This window comes from Streptomyces sp. NPDC058457 (assembly GCF_042720695.1).
Lineage (GTDB): Bacteria > Actinomycetota > Actinomycetes > Streptomycetales > Streptomycetaceae > Streptomyces.
This window is the reverse complement of record NZ_JBHXLU010000013.1, coordinates 92920-116218: the sequence shown is the minus strand read 5'-3', so window position 1 is coordinate 116218 and position 23299 is coordinate 92920. Positions and strand designations below refer to the sequence as shown.

Annotated in this window: 20 protein-coding genes and 1 pseudogene; 11 read left to right on the top strand and 10 right to left on the bottom strand. The window is 71.4% G+C overall.

Going from position 1 to position 23299, the window contains the following annotated elements:
- Positions 1-2 precede the first annotated feature (2 nt).
- Complete coding sequence (locus ACFWPS_RS13965; protein ID WP_383704503.1) at positions 3-449, bottom strand: HD domain-containing protein; 447 nt, start codon at positions 447-449, stop codon at positions 3-5.
- A gap of 173 nt (positions 450-622) precedes the next feature.
- Positions 623-1786, bottom strand: coding sequence for a PP2C family protein-serine/threonine phosphatase (locus tag ACFWPS_RS13960; RefSeq protein WP_383704501.1), 1164 nt, complete (start codon positions 1784-1786; stop codon positions 623-625).
- A gap of 174 nt (positions 1787-1960) precedes the next feature.
- Between ACFWPS_RS13960 and ACFWPS_RS13955 the strand changes: the two genes are divergently transcribed.
- Complete coding sequence (locus ACFWPS_RS13955; RefSeq protein ID WP_383704499.1) at positions 1961-3202, top strand: GNAT family N-acetyltransferase; 1242 nt, start codon at positions 1961-1963, stop codon at positions 3200-3202.
- A gap of 13 nt (positions 3203-3215) precedes the next feature.
- On the opposite strand, the gene ACFWPS_RS13950 is transcribed toward ACFWPS_RS13955, so the two are convergent.
- Entirely contained in the window at positions 3216-4019 is an 804-nt protein-coding gene (locus ACFWPS_RS13950; RefSeq protein ID WP_383704497.1) for an Fpg/Nei family DNA glycosylase, read from the bottom strand.
- Positions 4020-4396: 377 nt separating this feature from the next.
- Entirely contained in the window at positions 4397-4882 is a 486-nt protein-coding gene (locus ACFWPS_RS13945) for a ribose-5-phosphate isomerase (protein WP_383704495.1), read from the bottom strand.
- 205 nt (positions 4883-5087) lie between these two features.
- Here ACFWPS_RS13945 and ACFWPS_RS13940 point away from each other — a divergent pair, with 205 nt between their 5' ends.
- Positions 5088-6542 (top strand): amino acid permease, encoded by a 1455-nt coding sequence (locus ACFWPS_RS13940; protein WP_383704493.1) that lies wholly within the window; start codon positions 5088-5090, stop codon positions 6540-6542.
- Between the two features lie 3 nt (positions 6543-6545).
- Here ACFWPS_RS13940 and ACFWPS_RS13935 read toward each other — a convergent pair whose 3' ends face one another.
- A complete protein-coding gene (locus ACFWPS_RS13935) occupies positions 6546-8240 on the bottom strand; it encodes a protein kinase (RefSeq protein ID WP_383704589.1) in 1695 nt (564 codons plus the stop codon).
- Positions 8241-8564: 324 nt separating this feature from the next.
- On the opposite strand from ACFWPS_RS13935, the gene ACFWPS_RS13930 reads away from it, so the two are divergent.
- Positions 8565-9296 (top strand): LPXTG cell wall anchor domain-containing protein, encoded by a 732-nt coding sequence (locus tag ACFWPS_RS13930; protein WP_383704491.1) that lies wholly within the window; start codon positions 8565-8567, stop codon positions 9294-9296.
- 65 nt (positions 9297-9361) lie between these two features.
- On the opposite strand, the gene ACFWPS_RS13925 is transcribed toward ACFWPS_RS13930, so the two are convergent.
- The gene (locus ACFWPS_RS13925; protein ID WP_383704489.1) at positions 9362-9946 is read right to left on the bottom strand and encodes a biotin transporter BioY; all 585 of its coding nucleotides are present in this window, start codon (positions 9944-9946) and stop codon (positions 9362-9364) included.
- 435 nt (positions 9947-10381) lie between these two features.
- On the opposite strand from ACFWPS_RS13925, the gene ACFWPS_RS13920 reads away from it, so the two are divergent.
- The 7 genes from ACFWPS_RS13920 (at position 10382) to ACFWPS_RS13890 (ending at position 18272) form a co-directional block, all read left to right on the top strand.
- The gene (locus ACFWPS_RS13920; protein ID WP_383704487.1) at positions 10382-11602 is read left to right on the top strand and encodes an ROK family protein; all 1221 of its coding nucleotides are present in this window, start codon (positions 10382-10384) and stop codon (positions 11600-11602) included.
- 195 nt (positions 11603-11797) lie between these two features.
- Positions 11798-12865 carry an ABC transporter substrate-binding protein gene (locus ACFWPS_RS13915; protein WP_383704485.1) on the top strand — a complete coding sequence of 356 codons (1068 nt, stop codon included), beginning with the start codon at positions 11798-11800 and terminating at the stop codon, positions 12863-12865.
- Positions 12862-13707, top strand: coding sequence for an ABC transporter permease (locus ACFWPS_RS13910; RefSeq protein ID WP_383704483.1), 846 nt, complete (start codon positions 12862-12864; stop codon positions 13705-13707). Before ACFWPS_RS13915 ends, ACFWPS_RS13910 begins: the two co-directional genes overlap by 4 nt.
- The gene (locus ACFWPS_RS13905) at positions 13683-14396 is read left to right on the top strand and encodes an ABC transporter ATP-binding protein (protein ID WP_383704481.1); all 714 of its coding nucleotides are present in this window, start codon (positions 13683-13685) and stop codon (positions 14394-14396) included. Before ACFWPS_RS13910 ends, ACFWPS_RS13905 begins: the two co-directional genes overlap by 25 nt.
- Positions 14393-15733 carry an LLM class flavin-dependent oxidoreductase gene (locus ACFWPS_RS13900; protein WP_383704479.1) on the top strand — a complete coding sequence of 447 codons (1341 nt, stop codon included), beginning with the start codon at positions 14393-14395 and terminating at the stop codon, positions 15731-15733. The genes ACFWPS_RS13905 and ACFWPS_RS13900 overlap by 4 nt, the downstream gene beginning before the upstream one ends.
- Before the next feature lie 80 nt (positions 15734-15813).
- A complete protein-coding gene (locus ACFWPS_RS13895; RefSeq protein WP_383704477.1) occupies positions 15814-16704 on the top strand; it encodes a TauD/TfdA dioxygenase family protein in 891 nt (296 codons plus the stop codon).
- A gap of 113 nt (positions 16705-16817) precedes the next feature.
- Positions 16818-18272: an amino acid permease gene (locus ACFWPS_RS13890; RefSeq protein ID WP_383704475.1), complete on the top strand. Its 1455-nt coding sequence runs from the start codon at positions 16818-16820 to the stop codon at positions 18270-18272.
- On the opposite strand, the gene ACFWPS_RS13885 is transcribed toward ACFWPS_RS13890, so the two are convergent.
- Entirely contained in the window at positions 18224-20401 is a 2178-nt protein-coding gene (locus ACFWPS_RS13885) for a tetratricopeptide repeat protein (RefSeq protein WP_383704473.1), read from the bottom strand. The two genes, ACFWPS_RS13890 and ACFWPS_RS13885, sit on opposite strands and share 49 nt — an antisense overlap.
- Positions 20398-20817 (bottom strand): hypothetical protein, encoded by a 420-nt coding sequence (locus ACFWPS_RS13880; RefSeq protein WP_383704471.1) that lies wholly within the window; start codon positions 20815-20817, stop codon positions 20398-20400. Before ACFWPS_RS13880 ends, ACFWPS_RS13885 begins: the two co-directional genes overlap by 4 nt.
- 148 nt (positions 20818-20965) lie before the next feature.
- Between ACFWPS_RS13880 and ACFWPS_RS13875 the strand changes: the two genes are divergently transcribed.
- Positions 20966-21616, top strand: coding sequence for a superoxide dismutase (locus tag ACFWPS_RS13875; protein WP_383704469.1), 651 nt, complete (start codon positions 20966-20968; stop codon positions 21614-21616).
- 112 nt (positions 21617-21728) lie between these two features.
- On the opposite strand, the pseudogene ACFWPS_RS13870 reads toward ACFWPS_RS13875, so the two are convergent.
- Positions 21729-22506, bottom strand: a pseudogene (locus ACFWPS_RS13870) (SAM-dependent methyltransferase).
- A 91-nt stretch (positions 22507-22597) separates the two neighbouring features.
- Positions 22598-23260, bottom strand: coding sequence for a DsbA family protein (locus ACFWPS_RS13865; RefSeq protein ID WP_383704467.1), 663 nt, complete (start codon positions 23258-23260; stop codon positions 22598-22600).
- Between the last annotated feature and the right edge of the window lie 39 nt (positions 23261-23299).

The following is a 23299-nucleotide window of genomic DNA, read 5'->3' as shown; positions in this document are numbered from 1 at the left end:
GCCTACGCGGAGAGGCCGAGGAGGGCGCGCATCCGGGCGTACTTCTCGGTCAGCCGTTTCCGGGTGCCCTCGTCCAGTACGGCGAGACGGCCGGGGTCGGCGTTGTGCGCGAGGTCGGCTTCCTTGACGAGCAGGGCGCCGGGGGTGGCGAGGATGCGGTGGGCGTACGACTCCGGGGGCTCGCCGGGGTGCTTGGTGAGGGCGAGCACGATGGCCCTCGTGCGGGGGCTCACCGCGGCGGTCTCCAGCCACTGCTCGGTGAGGGCGTGGTCCTCGACGGAGTCGTGCAGCCAGGCGGCGGCGATCTGGTCCGGGTCACCGCCGCGGGCACGGACGCCGTGGGCCACGGCGGCGAGGTGCTCGGCGTAGGGGCGGCCGGCCTTGTCGGTCTGCGCCGCGTGGGCGGCTCGGGCGAGCTTCTCGACTTCGGGGAGGGCGAGGAGGTTCACAGTGCGAGTATGTCGTGGCCGGGGCGGGGGGTGTCACTTACCGGCGTTTGCAGGGTGCCTCCCCCAGCCTTCGGCCGGGGGGACCCCCAGCGCCCACCCGTGCCGCCCTGCGGCACGCCTGCCCGCAGCTGGGTTTTTTACTGGGGCGCGGGAGCTTCGCGACCGGCCCGCGCTCACCTCGCCGCTTCCCGGCAGATCAGCAGCAGGGCCCGGTCGTCGTTGACGTCCTTCGCCACCGCCTCGATCAGGTGCCAGGCCGCGCCGTGGAAGCCGCCGGCCACATAGCGGTCCGCTTCCCCCGTGAGGCGGTCCATGCCTTCCATGATGTCGCGGTCGGACGTCTCCACCAGACCGTCCGTGAAGATCATCAGGACGTCGCCCGGACGCAGGGAGCCCTTCACCGGGTCGAACTGGGCGCCGTCGTACACACCGAGGAGGGGGCCTTCGGCGGCCTTCTCCTCCCAGCGGCCGCTGCCGGCGCTGAGCTGGAGACCGGGCGGGTGGCCCGCGGAGTACAGCTCGTAGTCGCCGGAGTCGAGGTCCAGGACCAGGTGTATGGAGGTCGCGAAGCCCTCGTCCCAGTCCTGGCGGAGCAGGTAGCCGTTGGCTGCGGGGAGGAAGGCGTGCGGCGGGAGGGAGCCGAGGAGGCCGCCGAAGGCCCCGGAGAGGAGCAGGGCGCGGGACGCCGCGTCCATGCCCTTGCCGGAGACGTCCGTGAGGACGACCTCCATCGTGCGGCCGTTGTTCGTGCGGGCCGCGACCACGAAGTCGCCGGAGAAGGACTGGCCGCCGGCCGGCCGCAGGGCCATCTCACGGTGCCAGCCCAGCGGCAGCTTCGGCAGCTTGCTCTGCACCCGGATGCGTTCGCGCAGGTCGAAGAGCATGGTGCCGCCGCGCCGCCAGGGCACGCCGACCCGGCTGCGGAACTGGGCGGTGAGCAGACCGAAGAAACCGCAGGCCGCCACGACCAGGACCACGCCCGGGGTGACCCGGGAGGGGCCCTCCGTGTAGGGGCCGAGCCGTACCGACTCCACGATCAGGGCGGTGGCCGCCGCCGCGTACAGGCCGAGCAGGCTCGCCGGGCGCAGCAGCAGGCCGCCCGCGATGATCGGCAGGACCAGTGCGGCCGGGGAGAACCAGACCGAGTTGGCGAGGGTCATGGAGGCGAGGACCGGGACGGTCAGGAGCAGCCCGATCAGCGCGATCCAGTCGGATCCGTCGCCGCGGAAGTAGTCCACGGCGCTTCTGCGCACGCCGACGCGGGCCCGGTGCCACTGCACTTTCCACCGGGCCGGGAACGTCTCGGCCTTCGCGCGCCGTTCTCGGTCTACTGCCATTAGTTCGGGACCCTATCCATCGGACCAGCTGCTTGGCACGGGAGGTCCCACTTGTCCCCCGTCCGAGGCTCACCTTCGGGTGCGACTTCACAGTGAACTTCACCGGAAGCCCTCGCGTCGCCGTCCGGGAGAAATTCGCTGGCTCGTCCCGCAATGCCCTGGTAGGCATGGCGTATGGCGAGCGAGCGTGCGACCGAGTTGAAGGTGCTGCGTCCCGAGGGGTTCGACAGGTGGTGGGACCACCTGGTGCGAGCCTTCGGCGCCGGTCCGGCATCGGCCGAGGAGCGGGCGCTGGACCAGTCCCTGACGGAGTCCGAGCGTGCGCTGGCCGTCTGGGACGGGGACGAACTCGTGGGGACGGCCGGGGCGTTCCGGTTCCGGATGACCGTGCCCGGCGGTGCCGTGCTGCCCACCGCGGGGATCACCATGGTGAGCGTGGCCGCGACGCACCGGCGGCGCGGGGTGCTGACGTCGATGATGCGCCGCCAGCTGGACGACATACGGGAGTGGGGCGAGCCGCTGGCCGCGCTCACCGCCTCCGAGCCGGCGATCTACGGCCGCTTCGGGTACGGCGCCGCGACCTTCCAGCTGGGGGCCGAGATCGACACGAGCCGGGTGGCGCTGGACGTGCCGGCCGGCACCGGTGACGTACGGCTGCGGTACGCCGCCCCCGCCGATGTGCTCGACGCGTGCGAGGCGGTCTACGCGGAGCTGGTGCCGCTGCGGCCCGGGATGCTGGCCCGGCAGCCGGGCTGGGAGCGGGTGGCGCTGCTGGACCCGGAGAGCGAGCGGGACGGGGCGTCGGCGCTGCAGTGTGTGGTCGCCGAGCGGGACGGGAAGGTCACGGGGTACGCCCGGTTCCGTACGAAGCTGGGCTGGTCGCCGAGCGGGCACGACGGCACGGTGTCGCTTGAGGACCTCGCCGCGCTCGATCCGGCGAGCGACGCGGCGCTGTGGCGGTTCCTGTTCGGCATCGACCTGATGTCGAAGCTGACGGTACGGGGGCGGCCGGTCGACGACGCCTGGCAGTACCAGGTCTCCGACATCCGGCGCTGTCTGACGCGGGTGCGGGACATGGGGTACGTGCGTCTCGTCGACGTCGGTGCGGCGCTCGCGGCGCGCACCTATCAGACGCCGGTGGACGTGGTGCTGGAGGTGGCGGACGCCTTCTGCCCCTGGAACGCGGGCCGTTGGCGGCTGACCGGGGACACCAAGGGGGCGTCCTGCGAGCGTACGACGGACGCGGCCGAACTGACGCTTTCGGTACGGGAGTTGGCGGCGGCGTACCTCGGTGGCGTGTCGCTGGTGTCGCTGGCGCGGGCCGGTCGGGTGCGGGAGGTGCGGCCGGGGGCGCTGGCGGAGGCGTCGGTGGCGTTCGGCTCACCGGTGCTGCCCTGGCTGCCGCACGGCTTCTAGTCTCTCCGCGCGGTCAGCGCTGCTGGCAGCCGGGGCACCAGAAGAGGTTGCGGGCGGCGAGGTCGGCGGTGCGGATCCCGGTGCCGCAGAGATGGCAGGGCAGGGTGGCCCGGCGGTAGACGTACACCTCGCCGCCGTGGTCGTCCACGCGCGGCGGGCGGCCCATCGCCTCGGGGGTGTGTTCGGGCCGGACGGTGTCGATGCGGTTGTTCCGGACGCCCTCGTGCATGAGTCCGACGAGGTCGGCCCAGATGCCGTCCCACTCCGCAGGGGTGATGTCCCGGCCCGCGCGGTACGGATCGATCCCGTGCCGGAAGAGGACCTCGGCGCGGTAGACGTTCCCGACACCGGCGATGACCTTCTGGTCCATCAGCAGGGCGGCGATCGTCGTACGGCTGCGGGAGATCCTGCGGTACGCCGCGTCCGGGTCGGCGTCGTCGCGGAGCGGGTCCGGGCCGAGGCGGGCGTGTACGGCGTTCTTCTCGTCGTCGGTGATCAGGGCGCAGGTGGTGGGGCCGCGCAGGTCGACGTAGGCGGTGGGGTCCGCCAGGCGGAGGCGGACGGTGTCGGTGGCCGGGGGCGCGGGGGCGTCGCCGAAGGCGACCTTGCCGAAGAGGCCGAGGTGGATGTGGACCCAGTCGCTGTCGCGGAAGCCGAGGAAGAGGTGCTTGCCGTGGGCCTCGGTGCGGGTGAGGTGGGCGCCGTCGATCAACGCTGCGGCGCCGGAGAACTTGCCCTGCGGGCTGGTCACCCTCACGGGTCCGGTGAGCCGACGGTAGTCCAGCGCGAGCCGGTGGATCGTGTGCCCCTCTGGCACTGAGGTGCTTCCTTTCCCACCCGCCCACCCGACTCGGTCAGTGGAGAGGTGAACGTCGAAGAGCCGGAAGATCCCGACCCGTACGGCAGCGCCCCGCAAGAGGCACAGGTGCACGAGACTGCGTCACCCTCGCCGCCGACAGCGCCCCGTAAGGGGCACAGGTGCACGGGACTGCGTCACCCTCGCCGCCGGCGGCGCCCCGTAAGGGGCGCGGGTGCACGGGACTGTGTCGTCCTCGCCGTCGGCGGCGTCCCGTAAGGGGCGCGGGGAACTGCGCGAGCAGCCCCCGCGCGCCTGCGGCCGAACGCCTGCGGTCGCCCCCCTGCCTCGCCTCTCAGGCAACCGAGTCGGGTGGGCGGGTGGGCGGGTGGGCGACGCTACGGCTGGGGGTGGTGCGCCGGGATCGGCGGGAGGTCGCCCGTCGTCTCGTACTCCGTGAGCATCTCGATGCGGCGGATGTGCCGCTCGCCCTCGGAGAACGGCGTGTTCAGGAAGGTCTCGACGAACTTCGTCGCCTCGTCCTGCGTGTGCATGCGCGCGCCCACCGCCACGACGTTCGCGTTGTTGTGCTGCCGGCCGAGCGACGCCGTCTCCTCGCTCCAGGCGAGCGCCGCCCGCGCGCCCTTCACCTTGTTCGCGGCGATCTGCTCACCGTTGCCGGAGCCGCCGATCACGATGCCGAGGGACTCGGGGTCCGCCGCCGTCCGCTCCGCCGCGCGGAGGCAGAAGGGCGGGTAGTCGTCCTGGGCGTCGTAGATGTGGGGGCCGCAGTCGACGGGGTCGTGGCCCGCCGCCTTCAGCCACTCGACGAGGTGGTTCTTGAGTTCGAAGCCCGCATGGTCGGAGCCGAGATACACGCGCATGTGATGAGTGTGACATGGGCGTGAACGCACGGCAGGGGCGGGGCCCGGCCCCGGAAATTGTGAGTAACACTACAGAACCTCAGGAAAACCTCAAATAACGATCTGGATTCAAAGGTTCAGGAATCAGTCCACCTCCGTTTCACTGGACCAACTCGTACGCCGCTCGTACGAGGGCCCGCTCACCCGGCACAAAGGAATTCCCCCCATGACTGGCAACGGCCCCCACGACGGTCCCCGGGACGGTCTCCACGCAGGACTCAAGAACCGGCATCTGTCGATGATCGCCATCGGCGGTGTCATCGGCGCCGGCCTCTTCGTCGGTTCCAGTACCGGCATCGCCACCGCAGGCCCCGGCATCCTGCTCTCCTACGCACTCGTCGGCACGCTCGTGGTGCTGGTGATGCGGATGCTCGGCGAGATGTCCGCCGCGAACCCGACCTCCGGATCGTTCTCCGCGCACGCGGACCGCGCGCTCGGCCGCTGGGCCGGGTTCTCCATCGGCTGGCTGTACTGGTTCTTCTGGGTGGTGGTGCTGGCGGTCGAAGCCACCGCCGGTGCCACGATCCTGGAAGGATGGATCCCGGCCGTACCGCAGTGGGGCTGGGCGCTCATCGTGATGGCGGTGCTCACCGCCACCAACCTGGTCTCCGTCGGCTCCTACGGCGAGTTCGAGTTCTGGTTCGCCGGCATCAAGGTCGTCGCGATCGGCGCGTTCATCGTCGTCGGCCTGCTGGCGGTGCTGGGCGTGCTGCCCGGCGCGGACACCGACAAGGCCGGCTTCTCCAACCTCACCGGCCACGGCGGTTTCCTGCCGCACGGCCCCGGCGCCATCCTCACCGGCGTGCTGCTCGTCGTCTTCTCCTTCATGGGCAGCGAGATCGCCACCCTGGCCGCCGGCGAGTCGGAGGACCCGCAGCGCGCGGTCACCAAGTCCACCAACAGCATCATCTGGCGGATCGGCGTCTTCTACCTCGGTTCGATCCTCATCGTGGTCTCGCTGCTGCCGTGGAACGACCCGTCCATCAAGGAGAAGGGCTCGTACGTCGCCGCCCTCGACTCCCTCGGCATCGCGCACGCCGGTCAGATCATGAACGTCATCGTGCTGACGTCCGTGCTGTCCTGTCTCAACTCCGGCCTGTACACGGCCTCCCGGATGGCCTTCTCGCTCGGGCAGCGGGGCGACGCCCCGAAGGCGTTCGCGCGGACCACCGCCCGTGGTGTGCCGCTGGCCGCGATCGTCGCGTCCGTCGTCTTCGGGTTCGTCGCCGTGTTCTTCAACTACCGGTTCCCTGACTCCGTCTTCCTCTTCCTCGTCAACTCCAGCGGCGCGGTGGCCCTGTTCGTCTGGCTCGTCATCTGCTTCTCGCAGCTGCGCATGCGGAAGATCATCCAGGCCGAGGCGCCGGAGAAGCTCGTCGTGAAGATGTGGCTGTACCCGTACCTGACCTGGGCGACGGCCGGTCTGATCGTGTTCGTGCTGGGCTACATGCTGACCGACACGGAGGGCGAGAGCAGCGGTCGTACGACGGTGCTGCTCTCGCTGATGGTCGCGGCGGTGGTGGTCGTGGTCGCCGTGGTGAAGCAGAAGGTGACGGCCGGCCGGACGGCCCAGGCGGTCGCCGAACCCGCCGAGCCCGCCGACGAGGTGTCCGTCGGCTGACTCTCACAGCAGGGTGAAGCCCTCCTTCACCTGCTCGTAGGTCCGTACGGCCTGGGCTTCGACCGCCGGCTGGTACCAGGTGTTGATCTGGTACGACTTGCCGTCGGCGTCGAAGCCCAGCAGCCGTGCGTGCCAGGGGGTGCCCTTGAGGGTGAAGGTGTACTCCCAGACCACCGCCGGGTGGCCGCGGAAGGTCGTCCCGGCCAGCCGGATCTTGGTGTAGTCCTGGCCCTGGTGAGCGCTGCGTTCGGAGGCGGTCCAGGTGTCCATGAGGTCGCCGCGGGCGAGCGAGGACTTGGCCACGAGTTCCTGGCGGCCGTCGGGGGAGGTGTAGTGGACCTCGGCGCCCGTCTTCACGTCCCTGCGCCAGCCGGCGGGCGGCGCCCAGGCGAAGCCGCCGGCCTCCTCGTGGGTGCCGGGCGGGAGGGAGCGGGGGCGGGCGGTGCCCGCCACGGTGGCCGGCGGGTCGGTTGTGGCCGAGGGGGTTGTGGAGGTGCCGGTCGCTGTGTCGCTGCCGCCGCCGCCTGTTGTGGTGGTGAGGAGGATGGCGAGGGCGGTGGCCACGGCTGCGGTTCCCAGTACGGCGAGGAGAGTTGTGCGTTTGGGGGCCTTGCGCCGGTGGGTCGCTGCCGGCTCGTTGTGGCTGGTCGCGCCGTTCCCCGCGCCCCTATCGGGGCGCTTCGGTGCGGGGCGTTGCAGTGCGGGGCCCACCTGAGGACGGGCCGGGAGGGTCGGGCCCGTCGCATTGCTCGACGGAGTCTCCGAGCGGACCTCCGCGCGGGGGTGGGAGGGGGCCTCTGTCGATGCGCTGACCGGCGGGGATGCCGGTATCTCCGTCGGCGGCGGCTGCGGGCGTTCGTCCTCGGGTGCCGGGAGGTGCACCACGTACGCCGGTGTCGGGCGTTCCGCCGGACGTGGGGCCGGGTAGCGCTCCGTCGGGGTCTGGGCCGGGTAGGCGACCGGGCGCAGTTCCTGTTCCACCTCCGCCAGCCCGGGCCGCACCGTCGGGTCCTTCTCCAGCAGCGCTGCCAGCAGGTCGTGCAACGGGCCTGACTCGGCGGGGAGTTCGGGCTCCTCGTAGAGGACCGCGTGCAGGGTCGCCAGGGTGGTGTCGCGGGAGAAGGGGGAGCGGCCGCCGAGGGCCGCGCACAGGGTCGCGCCGAGCGACCAGACGTCGGACGGCGGGCCCTGCGGGCGGCCGGAGATGCGTTCGGGCGCCATGTAGTCGGGGGAGCCGACGAGCATGCCGACCATGGTGAGCGCCTTGGCGTCCTGGATCGCGGCGATGCCGAAGTCGGTGAGGACGACCCGGCCTGCGGTGCTCTCGACCAGGACGTTCCCGGGTTTGATGTCGCGGTGCAGCACTCCCCCGGCGTGCACCTGGCGCAGCGCCGCCACCAGGCCGAGGCCGATGCGGGCCGTCGCCCGCGGGCTCAGCGCCCCCTCCTCGGCCATGATCCACTCCAGCGAGCGGCCGTTGACCAGCTCCATGACGATCCACAGGCGTTCGCCCTCGTCGACGACGTCGTAGACCCGTACGACGTTGGGGTGGTCGATCCGGGCGGTGGCCCTGGCCTCGCGCAGGGTGCGTTCGCGGCGGGTGCGGGTGTCCTCGGCGTCGAGGCCGTCGATCCGCATCTCCTTGACGGCGACCTGCCGGTCGAGCGTCTCGTCGGCGGCCCGCCACACCCGCCCCATCCCGCCCTGCCCGATGCTCTCGGCCAGCCGGTAGCGGCCGGTCACCAGGAGCCCGGGAACACCACCCTGCCCCACGCTCTCCGGACTCCCCCCACCAACTGAATTCCCTGAATTCTCTCGACTCCCCGAATTCCCCGAGTTCCCCGAATTACCTGAACTCCCTGAATTACCCGGCAATTCGCTGCACCCCCTCAACGACCGCCCCTGCTGACACACAATGGTCACACTTACGGCCGTACCAGCATAGTGCGGAGAAATCTTGTGGTACCTCTTCAAGTGGCCGCGAATTCAGGCGCGGTCCAGGGGGTTGCAAGGGGGACGAACATGAGTTCTCGTCGTACGGCCCGGCGGCTGGCCGTGGTCACGGGGTCGCTGGTCACGGCATCTTTTTCGGCCGTGATGATCCTGCCGTTCACCGCCGTCGCCGATGACCAGGGACCGGGAAGCAGCAAGGGGGGAAAGGCGGTTGACCAGGCAGCGGACGGCGTGAAGCTGACGACCACACTGCCCGAGAAGATCTCGGTCGACAACAGTTCGCAGAAAACGGCGATCACCGCCACCGTCAAGAACGAAGGGACCAAGGACAGCGGCGACATCAGGCTTTTGGTGGTCGGTTTCGACGGACTGAAGGTCACCGGCGTGCAAGGCTGCGACGCCGTCGCGGCAAAGGACCTGCCGGCCGGTTCGAACAGTGCGTTCAGCTGCCCCGTCGGCGCGCTCGGCGCGGGCAGGTCGAAGTCGTACGCCGTGGACGCCACGTTCGACCTCGGCAAGACCGGGAAGATCTGTCTGCCCGTGCAGAGCGCGGACGGGAAGAAGACGTTCTGGCAGCAGGGCCCGGTGCCGTTCGGTACGACGAACCCGTCGCCGAACGCCCCGGCCACCCCGCTGCTCCTCGGTACCGACAACAAGCCGGTGGGGCCGAGCGGCGACCAGCTGCCGAAGACCGGTGCGGGACGTGACGTGCTGCCGCTCGGCGCGGCCGGGGCGGCGCTGATCGCGGCCGGGGCGGCGGGGGTGTGGTGGTCGCAGCGGCGGCCACGGCAGCGGTCGTAACACCCCGAACGGAAGTGGGGCCCCGGGTGCCGAAGCAACCGGGGCCCCGCTGCGGTCGTGCCGGGTCAGCGCTTGTCGACGAGCTTCCACGCCGTGGGGACCGCGCCCATCGCGAGGGCCGCCTTCACGGCGTCGCCGATCAGGAACGGGGTGAGGCCGGCCGCGATCGCCGCGGACGCGGACATGTCGGCGGCGTAGGCCAGGTAGGGCACGCCGACGGCGTAGATGACCGCCTCGCCGAGCAGCATCGTGCCCGCCATCCGCAGCACACCGCGGTCGGCACCGCGCCGGGCCAGGGCGCCGACGACGGCGGAGGCGAGCATCATGCCGAGGATGTAGCCGAAGGAGACGGAGACGCCGGAGGTACCGCTCGCGAACCAGGGCACGCCCGCGAGGCCGGCCAGCGCGTACAGGGCGAGGGAGAGCAGGCCGCGGCGGGCGCCGAGGGCGGTGCCGACGAGCAGGGCCGCGAAGGTCTGGCCGGTCACCGGGACCGGGGAACCGGGCACGGGGACCGCGATCTGGGCGGCGAGGCCGGTGAGCGCGGCGCCGCCGGCCACGAGGGCCACGTCGCGCACCCGGGACGCGGGCAGGAGGTCGGCGAGGACGGTGCCGGTGCGGGTCGACGCGGCGGCGGTGGCGGTGCTCATGGGGACTCCGCGGGGTGGGGGCAGGCAAGGGACACCGTGACGCTATCCCGGGCCGTCTGAGCCGGACACGTCAGCGATCGACAAAGGCCGGAAGCGGCACTTGGTGGGCTCCCCACAAAGGATGTGGGTTACATGCGGTACGGGGTGACGCCGATCACTGAGGCAGGGATGTTTCAGTCACGTCAACGGCATTGAACAGGCCTGTGGAGTTCCACCAATCGAATCCCAGCGGTCTGGTGGGATTCGAGGTTTCTGGCCTACGCTTCCGGACATGGTCGCCCAGTCCCGGAACTTCACGTCGCGTCGCTATGTCGACCTGCGACGCCAGGGGGCTGCCACCTGTCGCCGTACGCCCTGAGGCCGCGCGGCGGGAGACCGGTCCGGCGCGCCTCGACGTCCGAGACGTGTCGGCCCCGTTCCCGAGGACGGTTTCCCATGCCCCGTACCGCGGCACCCCCGCTCACCCCCGCGCCCCGTGACCGGCGGCGGACCAGTGCCAGTGTGGTCCTCCGCTCGGTGCTCGAGCACGGGCCGGTCGCCCGCTCCACCATCGCCCGGCTGACCGGGCTGTCCCCGGCCTCCGTCACCGACTACTGCGCCCGGTTCACCGAACTCGGCCTGATCCGGGAGACCGAGACGCCGCAGCGCGCCAAGGGCGTGGGCCGGCCGCACGTCCCGGTCGACCTGGACGACTCGCGGTTCGTGGTCGGCGGGGTGCACGTGGCCGTGCCGTACACCACGGTCGCACTGCTCGACCTGCGCGGACGGGTCGTCGTACGGCGGGAGTTGAAGCACCGCTCCGCCGACCCGCGCAGGGTGCTGGCGCGCGCCGCCGCGGGGCTCGCCGCGCTGCTCGCCGAGGTGCCCGGCAGCCGGCCGCTGGGCGTCGGGGTCGCCGTCGGCGGCTGGGTGGACCGGGACTCCGGGACCGTCGTCGAGCATCCGCTCCTCGGCTGGCGCGAGGTGCCGGTGCGCGAACTGCTCGGCGCGCACACCGGGCTGCCGGTCCATGTGGACGGCCACGCGCGGGCGCTGGTCAACGGGGAGCGGCTGTTCGGGAGGGCCCGGGGCAGCCGGAGCGTGCTGCACCTGTTCGTCGGGAACGTGGTCGACGCGGCCTTCGCCACCGGCGACGAGGTGCACCACGGCCCGCGCTCCCAGGCCGGCATGATCACCCATCTCCCGGTGCCGGGCGGCACCGAGCCCTGCGACTGCGGACGTACCGGCTGCCTCCAGGTGGAGCTCAGCGAACGCACGCTGGTGCGGCGGGCCCGGGCGGCCGGGGTGACGGACGGCGGCAACCCGATGGACGTCCTCGCGGCGGCCGGGGCCGGCGACCCGGCGGCCGCGGGGCTGCTGGTGGAGCGGGCACGGCTGACCGGGCGGGCGGCGGCGCTGCTGCTCGACGTCCTCAACCCGGAGAGCGTGGTCGTCACCGAGGTCGGCGTGCTGTACCGCGAGGACTGTCTGCGCGCGCTGCGGGAGGCGGTCGGGACGGAGCGGGCGGCCGTGGTCGCGCCGACCAGTTTCGGCGCCTCCGTGCTGGCGGTGGCGGGCGGTTCGGTGGTCCTGGACGTGCTGTACCGGGACCCGCTGAGCGCCTCGTCGCCGACGGCCCCCACGGCAGTTCCGGCCCTGTCACCAGAGCTTATTTAATTCAGAAACTCGGAATATTGACAGCCGTCGCGCACGGCAAGGAACATCCTGGTCATGACCTGTCGCACCCTCTGTTGCTGACGTCTTGACGCGCCCCGGGCGCGCATTTCCCTCTGCGTGAGATCTCTCTTTCCGGCCCTCTGTCGCCGGGAATTCGCCCTGCCTTTCTGCTGCTTTTCTCCCCGGAGCACACCCATGCCTTCTGCGTCCTCTCCCGGCATCGACCGCCGGCTCTTCCTGACCTCACTGCTCGGCGCCTCGGCGGCCGTGGCCGGGCTGAGCGGCTGCGCGGGCGGCAGTGCCGCCGCCGACACCGCGGGCGCCTCGACCGCTCCGCTGGCCGCCAGGGTGCCGTCCGGCACCAGCCTGAAGATCGCCTCCTATCTGAGCACCCAGCAGTTGCAGTTCAAGCTGGCGAAACTGCCGGCGCTGCCGTTCACGGTGTCCAGCTGGGTGAACATCGGGGCCGGTCCCGACGTCATCAACGCGTTCCGCGCGAAGTCCCTGGACCTCGCGAACAATGCGGGTATCCCGCCGATCCAGGCGCAGTACCAGGGGTTCGCGACGAAGATCGTGGCGATCAACATCACCCGTAAGCCGAACTACCTGTTCGCCACCAAGCCCGGCAGCGACATCCGCACGGTCGCCGAATTCAAGGGAAAGAAGCTCGCCTTCTCGCAGGGGCAGGCGCAGGGTGTCGTACTGCTGCGGGCGCTCAAGGAGGCCGGGCTCGCCTACGACGACGTGAAGCTGGTCCCGCTGACCAGCAACCAGTTCCTCACCGCCCTGCAGTCCGGGCAGGTGGACGTGGCCCCGCTGGCCAACACCCAGGCGCCGGCCTATCTCCAGCAGTACGGCTCGAAGGGCGCCCACACCATCGCCACCGACGTCGTCGACCTGCTCAACCTGCTGTGGGCGCCGCAGTCGGTGCTGAACGACAAGGCCAAGGCGGCGGCGGTCGCCGCGTACATCCCGCAGTGGGCCAAGGGCCTGGTCTGGCAGTGGGAGAACCCGGACACCTGGAACGAGGAGTTCTACGTCAAGACCCAGAACCTGACCCTCGCGCAGGCCCAGGGCATCACCAAGCTCGCCAACAAGCCTCTGTTCCCGCCCAGTTGGGACGAGGCGGTCAAGTGGGAGCAGGAGACCGCGGATCTGCTGGCGGAGGGCGGGTTCGTGAAGAAGACCGATGTCTCCTCGCTCTTCGACCACCGCTTCGAGTCCATCGCCGCGAAGGCCGTACCGGCGGAGTACCGGAAATGACCGCCGTGACCACCGGTACCGTGCCGGTTCCCGTCGCGGAGGACGAGGCGCACCGGGTCCGGCCGCGCCGCCGGCTCTCCCCCGGCCGCCGGCTGCCCGCCGCCCGGCTCGCCGGTCCGCTCGTCGTCCTCGCCGCCTGGGCGATCGCCTCCGCCGCCGGGCAGCTCGACCCCGGCGCGATCCCGGCGCCCTGGACCGTCCTGGACACCGCCGTCCACCTGTGGACGGCCGGGACGCTGCGCACCGACATCCTGACCTCCGTGGAGCGGGCCGGGTACGGATTCGCGATCGGCCTGACCGCCGGGGTGCTGCTGGCCCTGGCCTCCGGGCTCAGCCGCACCGGCGAGGCGCTGATCGACGGGACCGTGCAGATCAACCGGGCGATCCCCACCCTCGGTCTGATCCCGCTGTTCATCCTCTGGCTGGGCATCGGCGAGACCTTCAAGATCGCCATCATCGCGATCGTCGTCTACATACCGATCTACCTCAACACCCATGCCGCGCTGTCCGCCATCGACAGCCGGTACGTCGAACTCGCCGAGGTGCTGGACCTGTCGCGGCTCCGGTTCATCCGGCAGATCGTGATCCCCGGCGCGCTGCCCGGATTCTTCGTGGGGCTCCGGCTCGGCGTCACCGGCTCCTGGCTCGGCCTGGTCGTCCTGGAGCAGATCAACGCCACCAGCGGCCTCGGCTACATGATGTTCCAGGCCCAGAACTACGGGCGCAGCGACATCATCCTCGTCGGTCTGCTGATCTACGGCGTCTTCGGCCTCGCCTCCGACACCGTGGTCCGGATCATCGAACGGAGGGTGCTGTCGTGGCGCCGCACACTGAGCAGCTGACCCGCCCCACCGTTCAGATCCGGGGCCTGACCCGGTCGTTCGGGGACCGCAAGGTCCTCGACGGCATCGACCTCGACCTGCCGGCCGGGCAGTTCACCGCCCTGCTCGGGCACAGCGGCTCCGGCAAGAGCACCCTGCTGCGGGCCGTCGCCGGACTCGACCACGGGGTCACCGGCAGCGGGCGGCTCACCGCCCCGGAACGGGTGTCGGTGGTCTTCCAGGACTCCCGGCTGCTGCCCTGGCGCCGGGTGCTGGACAACGTGGTGCTGGGTCTGGACGGCAGGGACGCCCACGAGAAGGGCCGCTCGGCGCTGACCGAGGTCGGGCTCGCGGGCCGCGAACGGGCCTGGCCGGGCGAGCTGTCCGGCGGCGAGGCGCAGCGTGCCGCGCTCGCCCGGTCCCTGGTCCGCGAGCCCGAACTGCTCCTCGCCGACGAGCCGTTCGGCGCGCTGGACGCGCTCACCCGGATCAGGATGCACCACCTGCTGCGCGAACTGTGGAAACGGCACCGGCCGTCCGTGCTGCTCGTCACCCACGACGTCGACGAGGCGATCGTCCTCGCCGACCGGGTGCTCGTCCTGGAGCGGGGCCGGATCGGCCTCGACCTGACCGTCGATCACGAGCGTCCGCGCGACGCGTACCGGAAACAACTGCTCGCCGCCCTCGGCGTCACGGAGGACCCCGCATGACCCGCCAGCTCCACCTCAACGCCTTCCTCATGACCACCGGCCACCACGAAGCCTCCTGGCGCCTTCCCGAGAGCGACCCCTACGCGCACGTCGACCTCGCGCACTACGTGCGGCTGGCCCGGACCGCCGAGCGCGGCACCTTCGACTCGCTCTTCCTCGCCGACGGGCCGCACCTGTGGGGCAGCGTCGCGCAGCGCCCCGCCGGGGCCCTGGAGCCGCTCACCCTGCTCACCGCGCTGGCCACGGCCACCGAGCACATCGGCCTGATCGCCACCGCCTCCACCTCCTACAACTCCCCCTACAACCTGGCCCGCAAGTTCGCCTCGCTGGACATCATCAGCGGCGGGCGGGCCGGCTGGAACATCGTCACCACGGCGGGGGCGGAGGCGGCCCGCAACTTCGGTATCGACGAGGAGCCCGCGCACGCCGAACGGTACGCGCGGGCCGCCGAGTTCCTCGACGTGGCCCTGAAGCTCTGGGACAGCTGGGAGGACGACGCGATCGTCGCCGACAAGGCCTCCGGGGTCTGGGGCGACGACGCGAAGATCCACCCGCCCCGGCACCGGGGCACGTACTTCAGTGTCGAGGGCGCCCTCAACGTGCCCCGCTCCCCGCAGGGTTACCCGCTGCTCGTGCAGGCGGGCTCCAGCGAGGACGGCAAGGCGTTCGCGGCCCGGTACGCGGAGGCCGTGTTCACCGCGCAGCAGACCATCGAGGAGGCGCGGGCGTTCTACGCCGACCTCAAGGCACGTACGGCCGCGGCCGACCGGGACCCGGACCACATCAAGGTGCTGCCGGGCATCGTCCCCGTCATCGGCTCGACCGAGGCCGAGGCGCGGGCGCACGAGCAGCTCCTGGAGGACCACATCGTGCACCGGCACGGGGTCGCCAACCTGGAACGGCTGCTCCATCTCCCGTCCGGTGCCCTGGAGTTGGACGCCCAGCTCCCCGCCGACCTGCCGCCCGAGGACGCCATCGAGGGCGCCAAGAGCCGCTACACGCTGATCGTCGCACTCGCCCGCCGTGAGCGGCTCACCGTGCGGCAGCTGATCGGGCGGCTCGGCGGCGGCCGCGGGCACCTGACCTTCGCCGGGACCCCGGAGCAGGTCGCCGACGCGATCGAGACCTGGTTCACCCAGGGCGCCGCCGACGGCTTCAACATCATGCCGCCCGTGCTCCCCTCCGGCCTGGAGACCTTCGTCGACCACGTCGTCCCGATCCTGCGCACCCGCGGCCTGCTGCGCACCGGCTACGGCCCGCGCCGGACCCTGCGGGAGCGCTACGGCCTGCCCCGCCCCGCCAACCAGTACGTCACTCCCGCACTCGCCACCGCCTGAAAGCCCTGAAAGCCCGGAAGGCCCGAAGCCCCGAAGCCCCGAAGCCCCGAAGCCCCGAACGTCTGAAAGGACGCCCCCGCATGTCCATCGAGATCCGCAAGGTCACCGCGAACATAGGCGCCCAGGTCCTGGGCGTGGACATCTCCAAGCCGCTGGACGAGGAGCAGGTCGCCGCGATCCGTGAGGCCCTGAACGTCCACAAGGCCCTGGTCTTCGACGACGTGAACCTCGACGACGAGGGCCAGGAGGCCTTCGCCCGGCACTTCGGCGACCTCACCACCGCGCACCCGACGGTGCCCGCCGTCGACGGCGCCCCGAACGTGCTGCCCGTCGACAGCGAGCGCGGCCGGGCCAACCACTGGCACACCGACGTGACGTTCGTCCTGAACCCGCCCCAGGCCAGCACCCTGCGCTCCATCACGATCCCGCCGTACGGCGGCGAGACCCTGATCGCCAGTTCGGCCGCCGCCTACCGCGACCTGCCCGAGCCGCTGCGCGCGCTGGCCGACACGCTGTGGGCGGAGCACACCAACGACTACGACTACGCCGTACCGGACGAGGAGATCGACGCTGAGCAGGCCGCCCAGCGCGCCCAGTTCACGTCGATCAAGTTCCGCACGGTCCACCCGGTCGTCCGGGTGCACCCGCTGACCGGTGAACGCGGCCTGTTCATCGGGGGGTTCGCGCAGCGGATCGTCGGCCTGTCGAAGGACGAGTCCCGCAAGGTCCTCGACCTGCTGCAGGCGTACGTCACCCGCCCCGAGAACATCCTGCGCCACCGCTGGTCCCCCAACCAGCTCGTCCTGTTCGACAACCGCATCACCCAGCACTACGCCATCGACAACTACGACGGCCGGCCGCGCCGCCTCAACCGCGTCACCGTCGCCGGTGACGTCCCGGCCGGCATCGAGGGCAAGGAGAGCTACTCGATCGAGGGCGACGCCTCGCACTACACTCCCGTAGCCGGGTGAACACGGTGCGTTGACGGCGCGTCCGGATAATGGGCAGCCTCCCCGGGACAGCGGGGAGGCTGCCCACACTATGGGCGTTTTTGCCCATCTCACGCATTGGACGAGCCGCGCCCATGCCGCACAGCAGCACCCCGGTCGAGACACCGCCGACGCACCCCGCCGACGGTGTCTCCCCTTCCCCCGCCCTCTCCCCCGGCCTCTCTTCCGGCCTCAAGCAGCGCCACCTGTCGATGATCGCCCTGGGCGGGGTCATCGGCGCGGGTCTCTTCGTCGGCTCCGGCGCCGCCATCGCCGCCGCCGGGCCGTCCGTCGTCATCGCCTACACCCTCTCCGGGCTCCTCGTGATGCTGGTGATGCGGATGCTGGGCGAGATGTCGGCCGCGTATCCGTCGTCGGGCTCGTTCTCGACGCACGCGGAGCGGGCGATCGGGCCGTGGGCGGGCTTCACGGCCGGCTGGTCGTTCTGGGTGCTCCTCTGCACGGCCGTGGGCCTGGAGGGCATCGGTGCCGCGAAGATCGTCACGGGCTGGCTGCCGGGGACGCCCGAGTGGGCGTGGGTGGCCCTCTTCATGGTCGTCTTCTGCGCCACGAACCTGGCCGCGGTGCGCAACTTCGGCGAGTTCGAGTTCTGGTTCGCGGCGCTGAAGGTCGGCGCGATCAGCCTCTTCCTGGTCCTCGGCGTCCTGGCGCTCGCCGGTGCGCTGCCCGGCACCGACTCCCCGGGCACCTCGAACCTGACCGACTTCCTGCCGCACGGCAGCGAGGGCCTGATGATCGGCATCCTGGCCTCGATCTTCGCGTACGGCGGCCTGGAGACGGTCACCATCGCGGCGGCCGAGTCCGAGGACCCGGTCCGGGGCGTGGCGAGCGCGGTCCGCACCGCGATGTGGCGCATCGCGCTCTTCTACATCGGCTCGATGGCGGTCATCGTCACCCTGGTCCCCTGGGACTCGGCGGAGCTCGTCGAGAAGGGCCCGTACGTGGCCGCCCTGGACCGGCTGGGCATCCCCGGCGCGGGTCAGCTCATGAACGTCGTCGTGCTGGCCGCCCTGCTCTCCGCGATGAACGCGAACATCTACGGCTCCTCGCGCATCGCCCACTCCCTGGTGGAGCGCGGCCAGGGCCCGCGGACGCTCGGCAGGCTCTCCGGCGGCGTCCCGCGCCTGGCGGTCCTGACCTCCTGCGTCTTCGGTTTCGTCTGTGTCGTGCTCAGCTACTGGCGCCCGGACGACGTCTTCCCCTGGCTGCTGAACATGATCGGCGCGGTGATCCTGGTCGTCTGGGTCCTCATCGCCGTCTCCCAGCTGCTGCTGCGCCGCCGCACCCCCGGGAAACCGGTCGTGCGCAGGTGGGCGTTCCCGTACCTGACCTGGCTGGCGCTGGCGGGCATGGCCGCGATCCTCGTCCTGATGGCCCACGAGGCGGACACCCGCGTACAGCTGTACTACACGGGCGGGATGACGGCCGTCCTGGCGGCGGTGGGCTACGCGCGGCAGCGGCGGCGGAAGGCCGGAGCTGATCAGGTTCCGGCCTCGGCCTCCCAGGCGGCAAGCCGGTCACGGTCGTAGGCGACGAAGGGGTGCTCGGAGCCGAGTGCCTGGGCACGGAGTTCGGCGGCCCTCTTCAGTATCGTGAGGGCCTCCCGGCGTCTGCCCAGACCGTGGGCGACGACGGCGTTCAGGGACAGGGCGGACACGGCCACCGGGTGACCGGCCCCCTGGAGCCGCGTCCGGTCGGCCAGCACACGGCGGGCGATGGGCTCCGCCTCCTCGTACCGCCCGAAGGCCACCAGGCCGAGACCGTAGGAATGGTAGGCCCCTACCGTCGTGAGGTCGTCCGGCGGCAGCGCCCGCTCACAGGTCTCGGTGAGGGCACCGACCTCGGACCTGAACTCGGCCTCCTTGCCGAGCTGCGGAAGGACCTCCGCGAGGTAGACCCAGGTGAACAAGGTCTCCGGCGCGTGCTCTCCGAGCACCCGCCGCTGGCCTTCGAGTGCCCTGCGGAGCAGGCGTTCGGCCTCCTCGTCCTGGTCCTGGAGGTCGAGCGGCTGGTGCAGGCCGACACAACTGCGCAGGGTGTCCGGATGATCGGGTCCGAGCACGAGTTCGCGGCGCGCGAGGACCCGGCGGTGCAGTTCCTCGGACTCGGCGTAACGACCCATCCGGAACAGGGCTCCGGCCTCCACTTCGCGTGCCTGCAGGGCGACCGGGTGCTGCACGCCGAGCAGCGCCTCGCCACGGTCGGCGACCTCCGGAGCGAGCCCGAGAGCGCCGGCGAAGTCGCCCGAGTCGAACACCTGCCGCGCCACGCGCACCGCCAGTTCGACGGTGCGTTCCCCGGGCGCTGCCCTCAGCAGCGCCGCCGCATGGGGTGCCAGCAGCCCGAGCCGGTCGCGGGCCTCGGGTGAGGCGATGTCCCGGTCCGGCAGCGCCGCCTCCAGCAGCCCGGCCGCCGTCTCCACCAGTGCCGGCCGCCGTCCGTCCGGGACCCCGGCCGCGACGCTGTCGAGGAGGACGCCGTGCGCGCGGACACAGCGCACCCCCTCGGACACGACGACCAGTTCGGCCAGCGAGTGGTCGAGCAGTGCTCGCAGGGCGGGTTCCACCCGGGCCGGTTCGAGTCCCTCGACGGCCTGCACCCCCCGCGCCAACGGAGCCAGCACGTCCAGCGGCACGGAATCCGCCGCCCAGCAGGACAGCAGCCGCAGCAGCGTCGTCGCCTCCGGCAGGCCCTGCCGGGTCAGGGTGTTCAGGGACAACTGCCAGGTACGGCCGACCAGGTGGCGGGACTGGCCGCCGCCGTGGCCGGCCGCGCCCCGGTCCACGATGCCGGTCGACTCCTCGGCGAGCTTGCGGTCGTACTCGTCCATGGACCACGACTCCAGCAGCTGGTGCGCGAGATGGGATCCCGCCAGGGTGAGCGCCAGCGGAAGCCGGCCCAGGCGTTCGGCCACCTTCCGCGCGGACTCGAGATCGCCCGCGCCCGGTGCCAGATCGCACAGCACCTGGGCCGCGTGATCGAGCGGAAGGACACCGAGGGCGTGCCGGGAGACGCCAGGCCCGCGCCACAGCGGGGATCCGGCATGGCGGGTGGTGACCAGGACCGTGCCGCGGGGGCTGGTCCGCAGCCACGCGCCGTCCTCCAGCACACTCGGGTCGTCGGCGTTGTCGAGGACCAGGAACCAGGGCTCGACCGCTTGGTCCAAGTGGTGCCACACAAGGTCGGACGCAGCACGCTGTCCCGCCGCGGCTGCGGCGAGTTCACCCGCCGTCGCTCCCTGGTCGCCCGCGACCGCCAGCATCCCGGCGCGCAGGGACATACGCTCCGAGGCGTTCACCCAGAAGCCCACCCTGCCGTGGGCGCGGACCGCCTCGGTGAACAGCCGGTACGCCAGAGCTGTCTTGCCGCAGCCGCCCATACCGTGCACGACGTGCACGTCGCTGCCGGCCCCGGCGAAGGCTGTCGTCAGCACGCCGAGAAGTTCCTCGCGGTCGCGCAGGATGCCCGGCGGGCGGCCGACCAGGGGTACCCGTACGGAGTCCGGCCCGGCCGGACTCACCGCCGGTGGGGGCGGTGCGGTACCGAAGAGCGGGGCGGCCCCGGCGTCGTAGTGGTGGTGATGTTCCTCGATGTACTGATCGCCGGAGGTCTGGAAGACCCGGCCCTGCCCCGATGCCCGGGCTCCGAGTTCGCTCATCGTTCGGTGATGTGCTGGTCGCGGCCGGCCTGGTAGACGCGGCCGCTGCCGGAGACCTCGGCGCGCAGGCGCACCTCCACGGTGGTCTGCTGTTGCGGAAGGTGGTGTTCCAACTCGCCGAGTATGCGGCGCAGTTCGTCCGCGACCTCCGGCTGTGCGAGCAGCAGCCGACGGACCCGTGCCTGCCATTCGGCGGTCAGTTCGGCTTCAGTCCCGGTGTCGCCCGAGGCGCGAGCGAGCAGCAGGTCCTCGCGCGCAGCCGCCAGCTCACCGCCGACGGCCTCGGCCCTCGCCGGCTGATAGCGCCGCCAGAGGGCGACCACTCCATCCCTCGCCGACTCCCAGGCCTGAGTGGCCATCAGAGCCACCATCGTGGTGCCCGCCGTCTGGGCGAGGTCGGCAATCTCCGGCCCCATGGATTCCCCCTTCCACGAGTCTCGATAGTAGGTCGCGCGCCCGGCCCGGCGCATACCCGTGCGCGCCGGACAACACCCCGGACCCTCCTGCTGCTAGTCTGCAGTTGCAAGCTATTTGCAATAAGAGGTTCGGAGGGGACCCACACCCATGCCCGTCTACACGCTTCCTGAACTGCCCTACGACTACTCCGCGCTCGCGCCCGTGATCAGTCCCGAGATCATCGAGCTGCACCACGACAAGCACCACGCGGCGTATGTGAAGGGTGCCAACGACACGCTGGAGCAGCTGGCGGAGGCGCGGGACAAGGAGAGCTGGGGGTCGGTCAACGGCCTGGAGAAGAACCTGGCCTTCCACCTCTCCGGGCACATCCTGCACAGCATCTACTGGCAGAACATGACCGGGCCGAAGGACGGCGGTGGCGGCGAGCCGCTCGCGGCGGACGGTGTGGGCGAACTGGCGCACGCGATCGCCGAGTCGTTCGGTTCCTTCGCGGGCTTCAAGGCCCAGCTCACCAAGGCGGCGGCCACCACCCAGGGTTCCGGCTGGGGCGTCCTGGCGTACGAGCCGCTGAGCGGGCGGCTGGTCGTCGAGCAGGTCTACGACCACCAGGGCAACGTCGGCCAGGGCTCCGTGCCGGTCCTGGTCTTCGACGCGTGGGAGCACGCCTTCTACCTCCAGTACCGCAACCAGAAGGTCGACTTCATCGACGCCATGTGGGCGGTCGTCAACTGGCAGGACGTGGCCAGGCGTCACGCGGCCGCGCGGTCCCGGGCGGATGTGCTGCTGCTGGCTCCATGAGCCGTTGGGACGCCCTGCCTCGTGATCGTCTTCTCACCGCTCACAGGGGGCAGGCGGAAAGAGGGAAGCCCCCGTGAGGACGAGACTCGCGGGGGCTTTCCGGTGCGGGGCCTCAGGGCTTGCGGCCGAGGCCGCCGTGCTGCCCGATCGGCCGGGGGGCCGGGTCCGCCTCGGGGCGCCACAGCGGTACCGACACGACTCCGGGCCCGACCAGGTCCAGGCCCTCGAAGTAGCCCTCGATCTGGTCGACGGGACGCAGGTAGTAGGGGACCGCCCCGGTCTCGTTGTAGGCGTCCTGCGCCTGCTCGTAGGCGGGGTCGGTGCCGCGGGAGCCGTCGTTGACGGAGAGGTGGCTGCCGGCGGGCAGGCCGGACAGCAGGGCGCGGACCAGGTCATGGGCGCGGTCGTAGCCGTCGACGTGGCCGAGGATGCCGCTGAGGATCAGGGCGGTGGGGCGCGTGAGGTCCAGGGTGCGGGCCGCGGCCTCCAGGATGCGCTCCGGCTCGTAGAGGCTGAGGTCCTCGTACGCGGTGACGCCCTCCTCGGTGGAGGTGAGCAGGGCGCGGGCGTGCGCGAGGACCAACGGGTCGTTGTCGACGTACACGATCCTCGACTCGGGGGCGATGCCCCGGGCGACCTCGTGGGTGTTGTCGACGGTCGGCAGCCCGGTGCCGACCGTCGAGGAACTGGCGGATGCCGGCCTCGCGGACGAGATGCCCGATGCTGCGGCCGAGGAAGGGCCGGCTGCTGCGGGCGACGGTCACGATCCCGGGGAAGACGGCGGTGTAGGCGTCGCCGGCCTCCTGGTCCACGACGTAGTTGTCCTTGCCGCCGAGCCAGTAGTTCCAGATGCGCGCCGAATGCGGTACCGAGGCGTCGATCTCCGTCATGTACCCATGGCGCAACGGCGGATGGGGCTCGCGGGGCTGTCGGGAAAGAGAGGTGCGCGCCCGGCGGGACCGCCGGGCGCGGCGGGGTGACCTACAGGTTGCTGAAGTCGGGGCCCTTGGTGCGGGTCCGCTTGATCTCGTAGAAGCCGGGGACGGAGGCGACCGCGAGGGTGCCGTCCCACAGGCGGGCCGCCTCCTCGCCCTTGGGGGCGGGGGTGACGACCGGGCCGAAGAAGGCGATCTGCTCGCCGTCGGAGCCGGGGACCGCGATGACCGGGGTGCCGACGTCCTGGCCGACCTTGTCGATGCCCTCCTTGTGGGAGGCGCGCAGCTCGGCGTCGAACTCGAAGTCCTCCTGGTCGGCGTAGTCGATCAGCTCGGCCGGCAGGCCGACGTCCGCGAGCGCGCCCGCGATGGCCTCCGGGGTCGGGCCCTCGCCGTTGTTGTGGATCCGGGTGCCGAGCGCGGTGTAAAGCGGGCCGAGGATGTCGGCGCCGTGCTTCTGCCAGGCCGCGGTGACCACGCGGATCGGCTTCCACGCCTTGGTCTCCAGCAGCTCGCGGTACTCCTCGGGCAGCTCGTCGAGCTTGGGCTCGTTGAGGACCGCGAGGCTCATGATGTGCCAGCGGACCTCGATGTCGCGGACCTTCTCCACCTCCAGGACCCACCGGGAGGTCATCCAGGCCCAGGGGCACAGCGGGTCGAACCAGAAGTCGACGGGGGTCTTGCCGGAGCCGGTCGCGGTCTCGGACATGGTTCTCCTCGGAATACGGTCGTTTTCCAGCGGCAACAC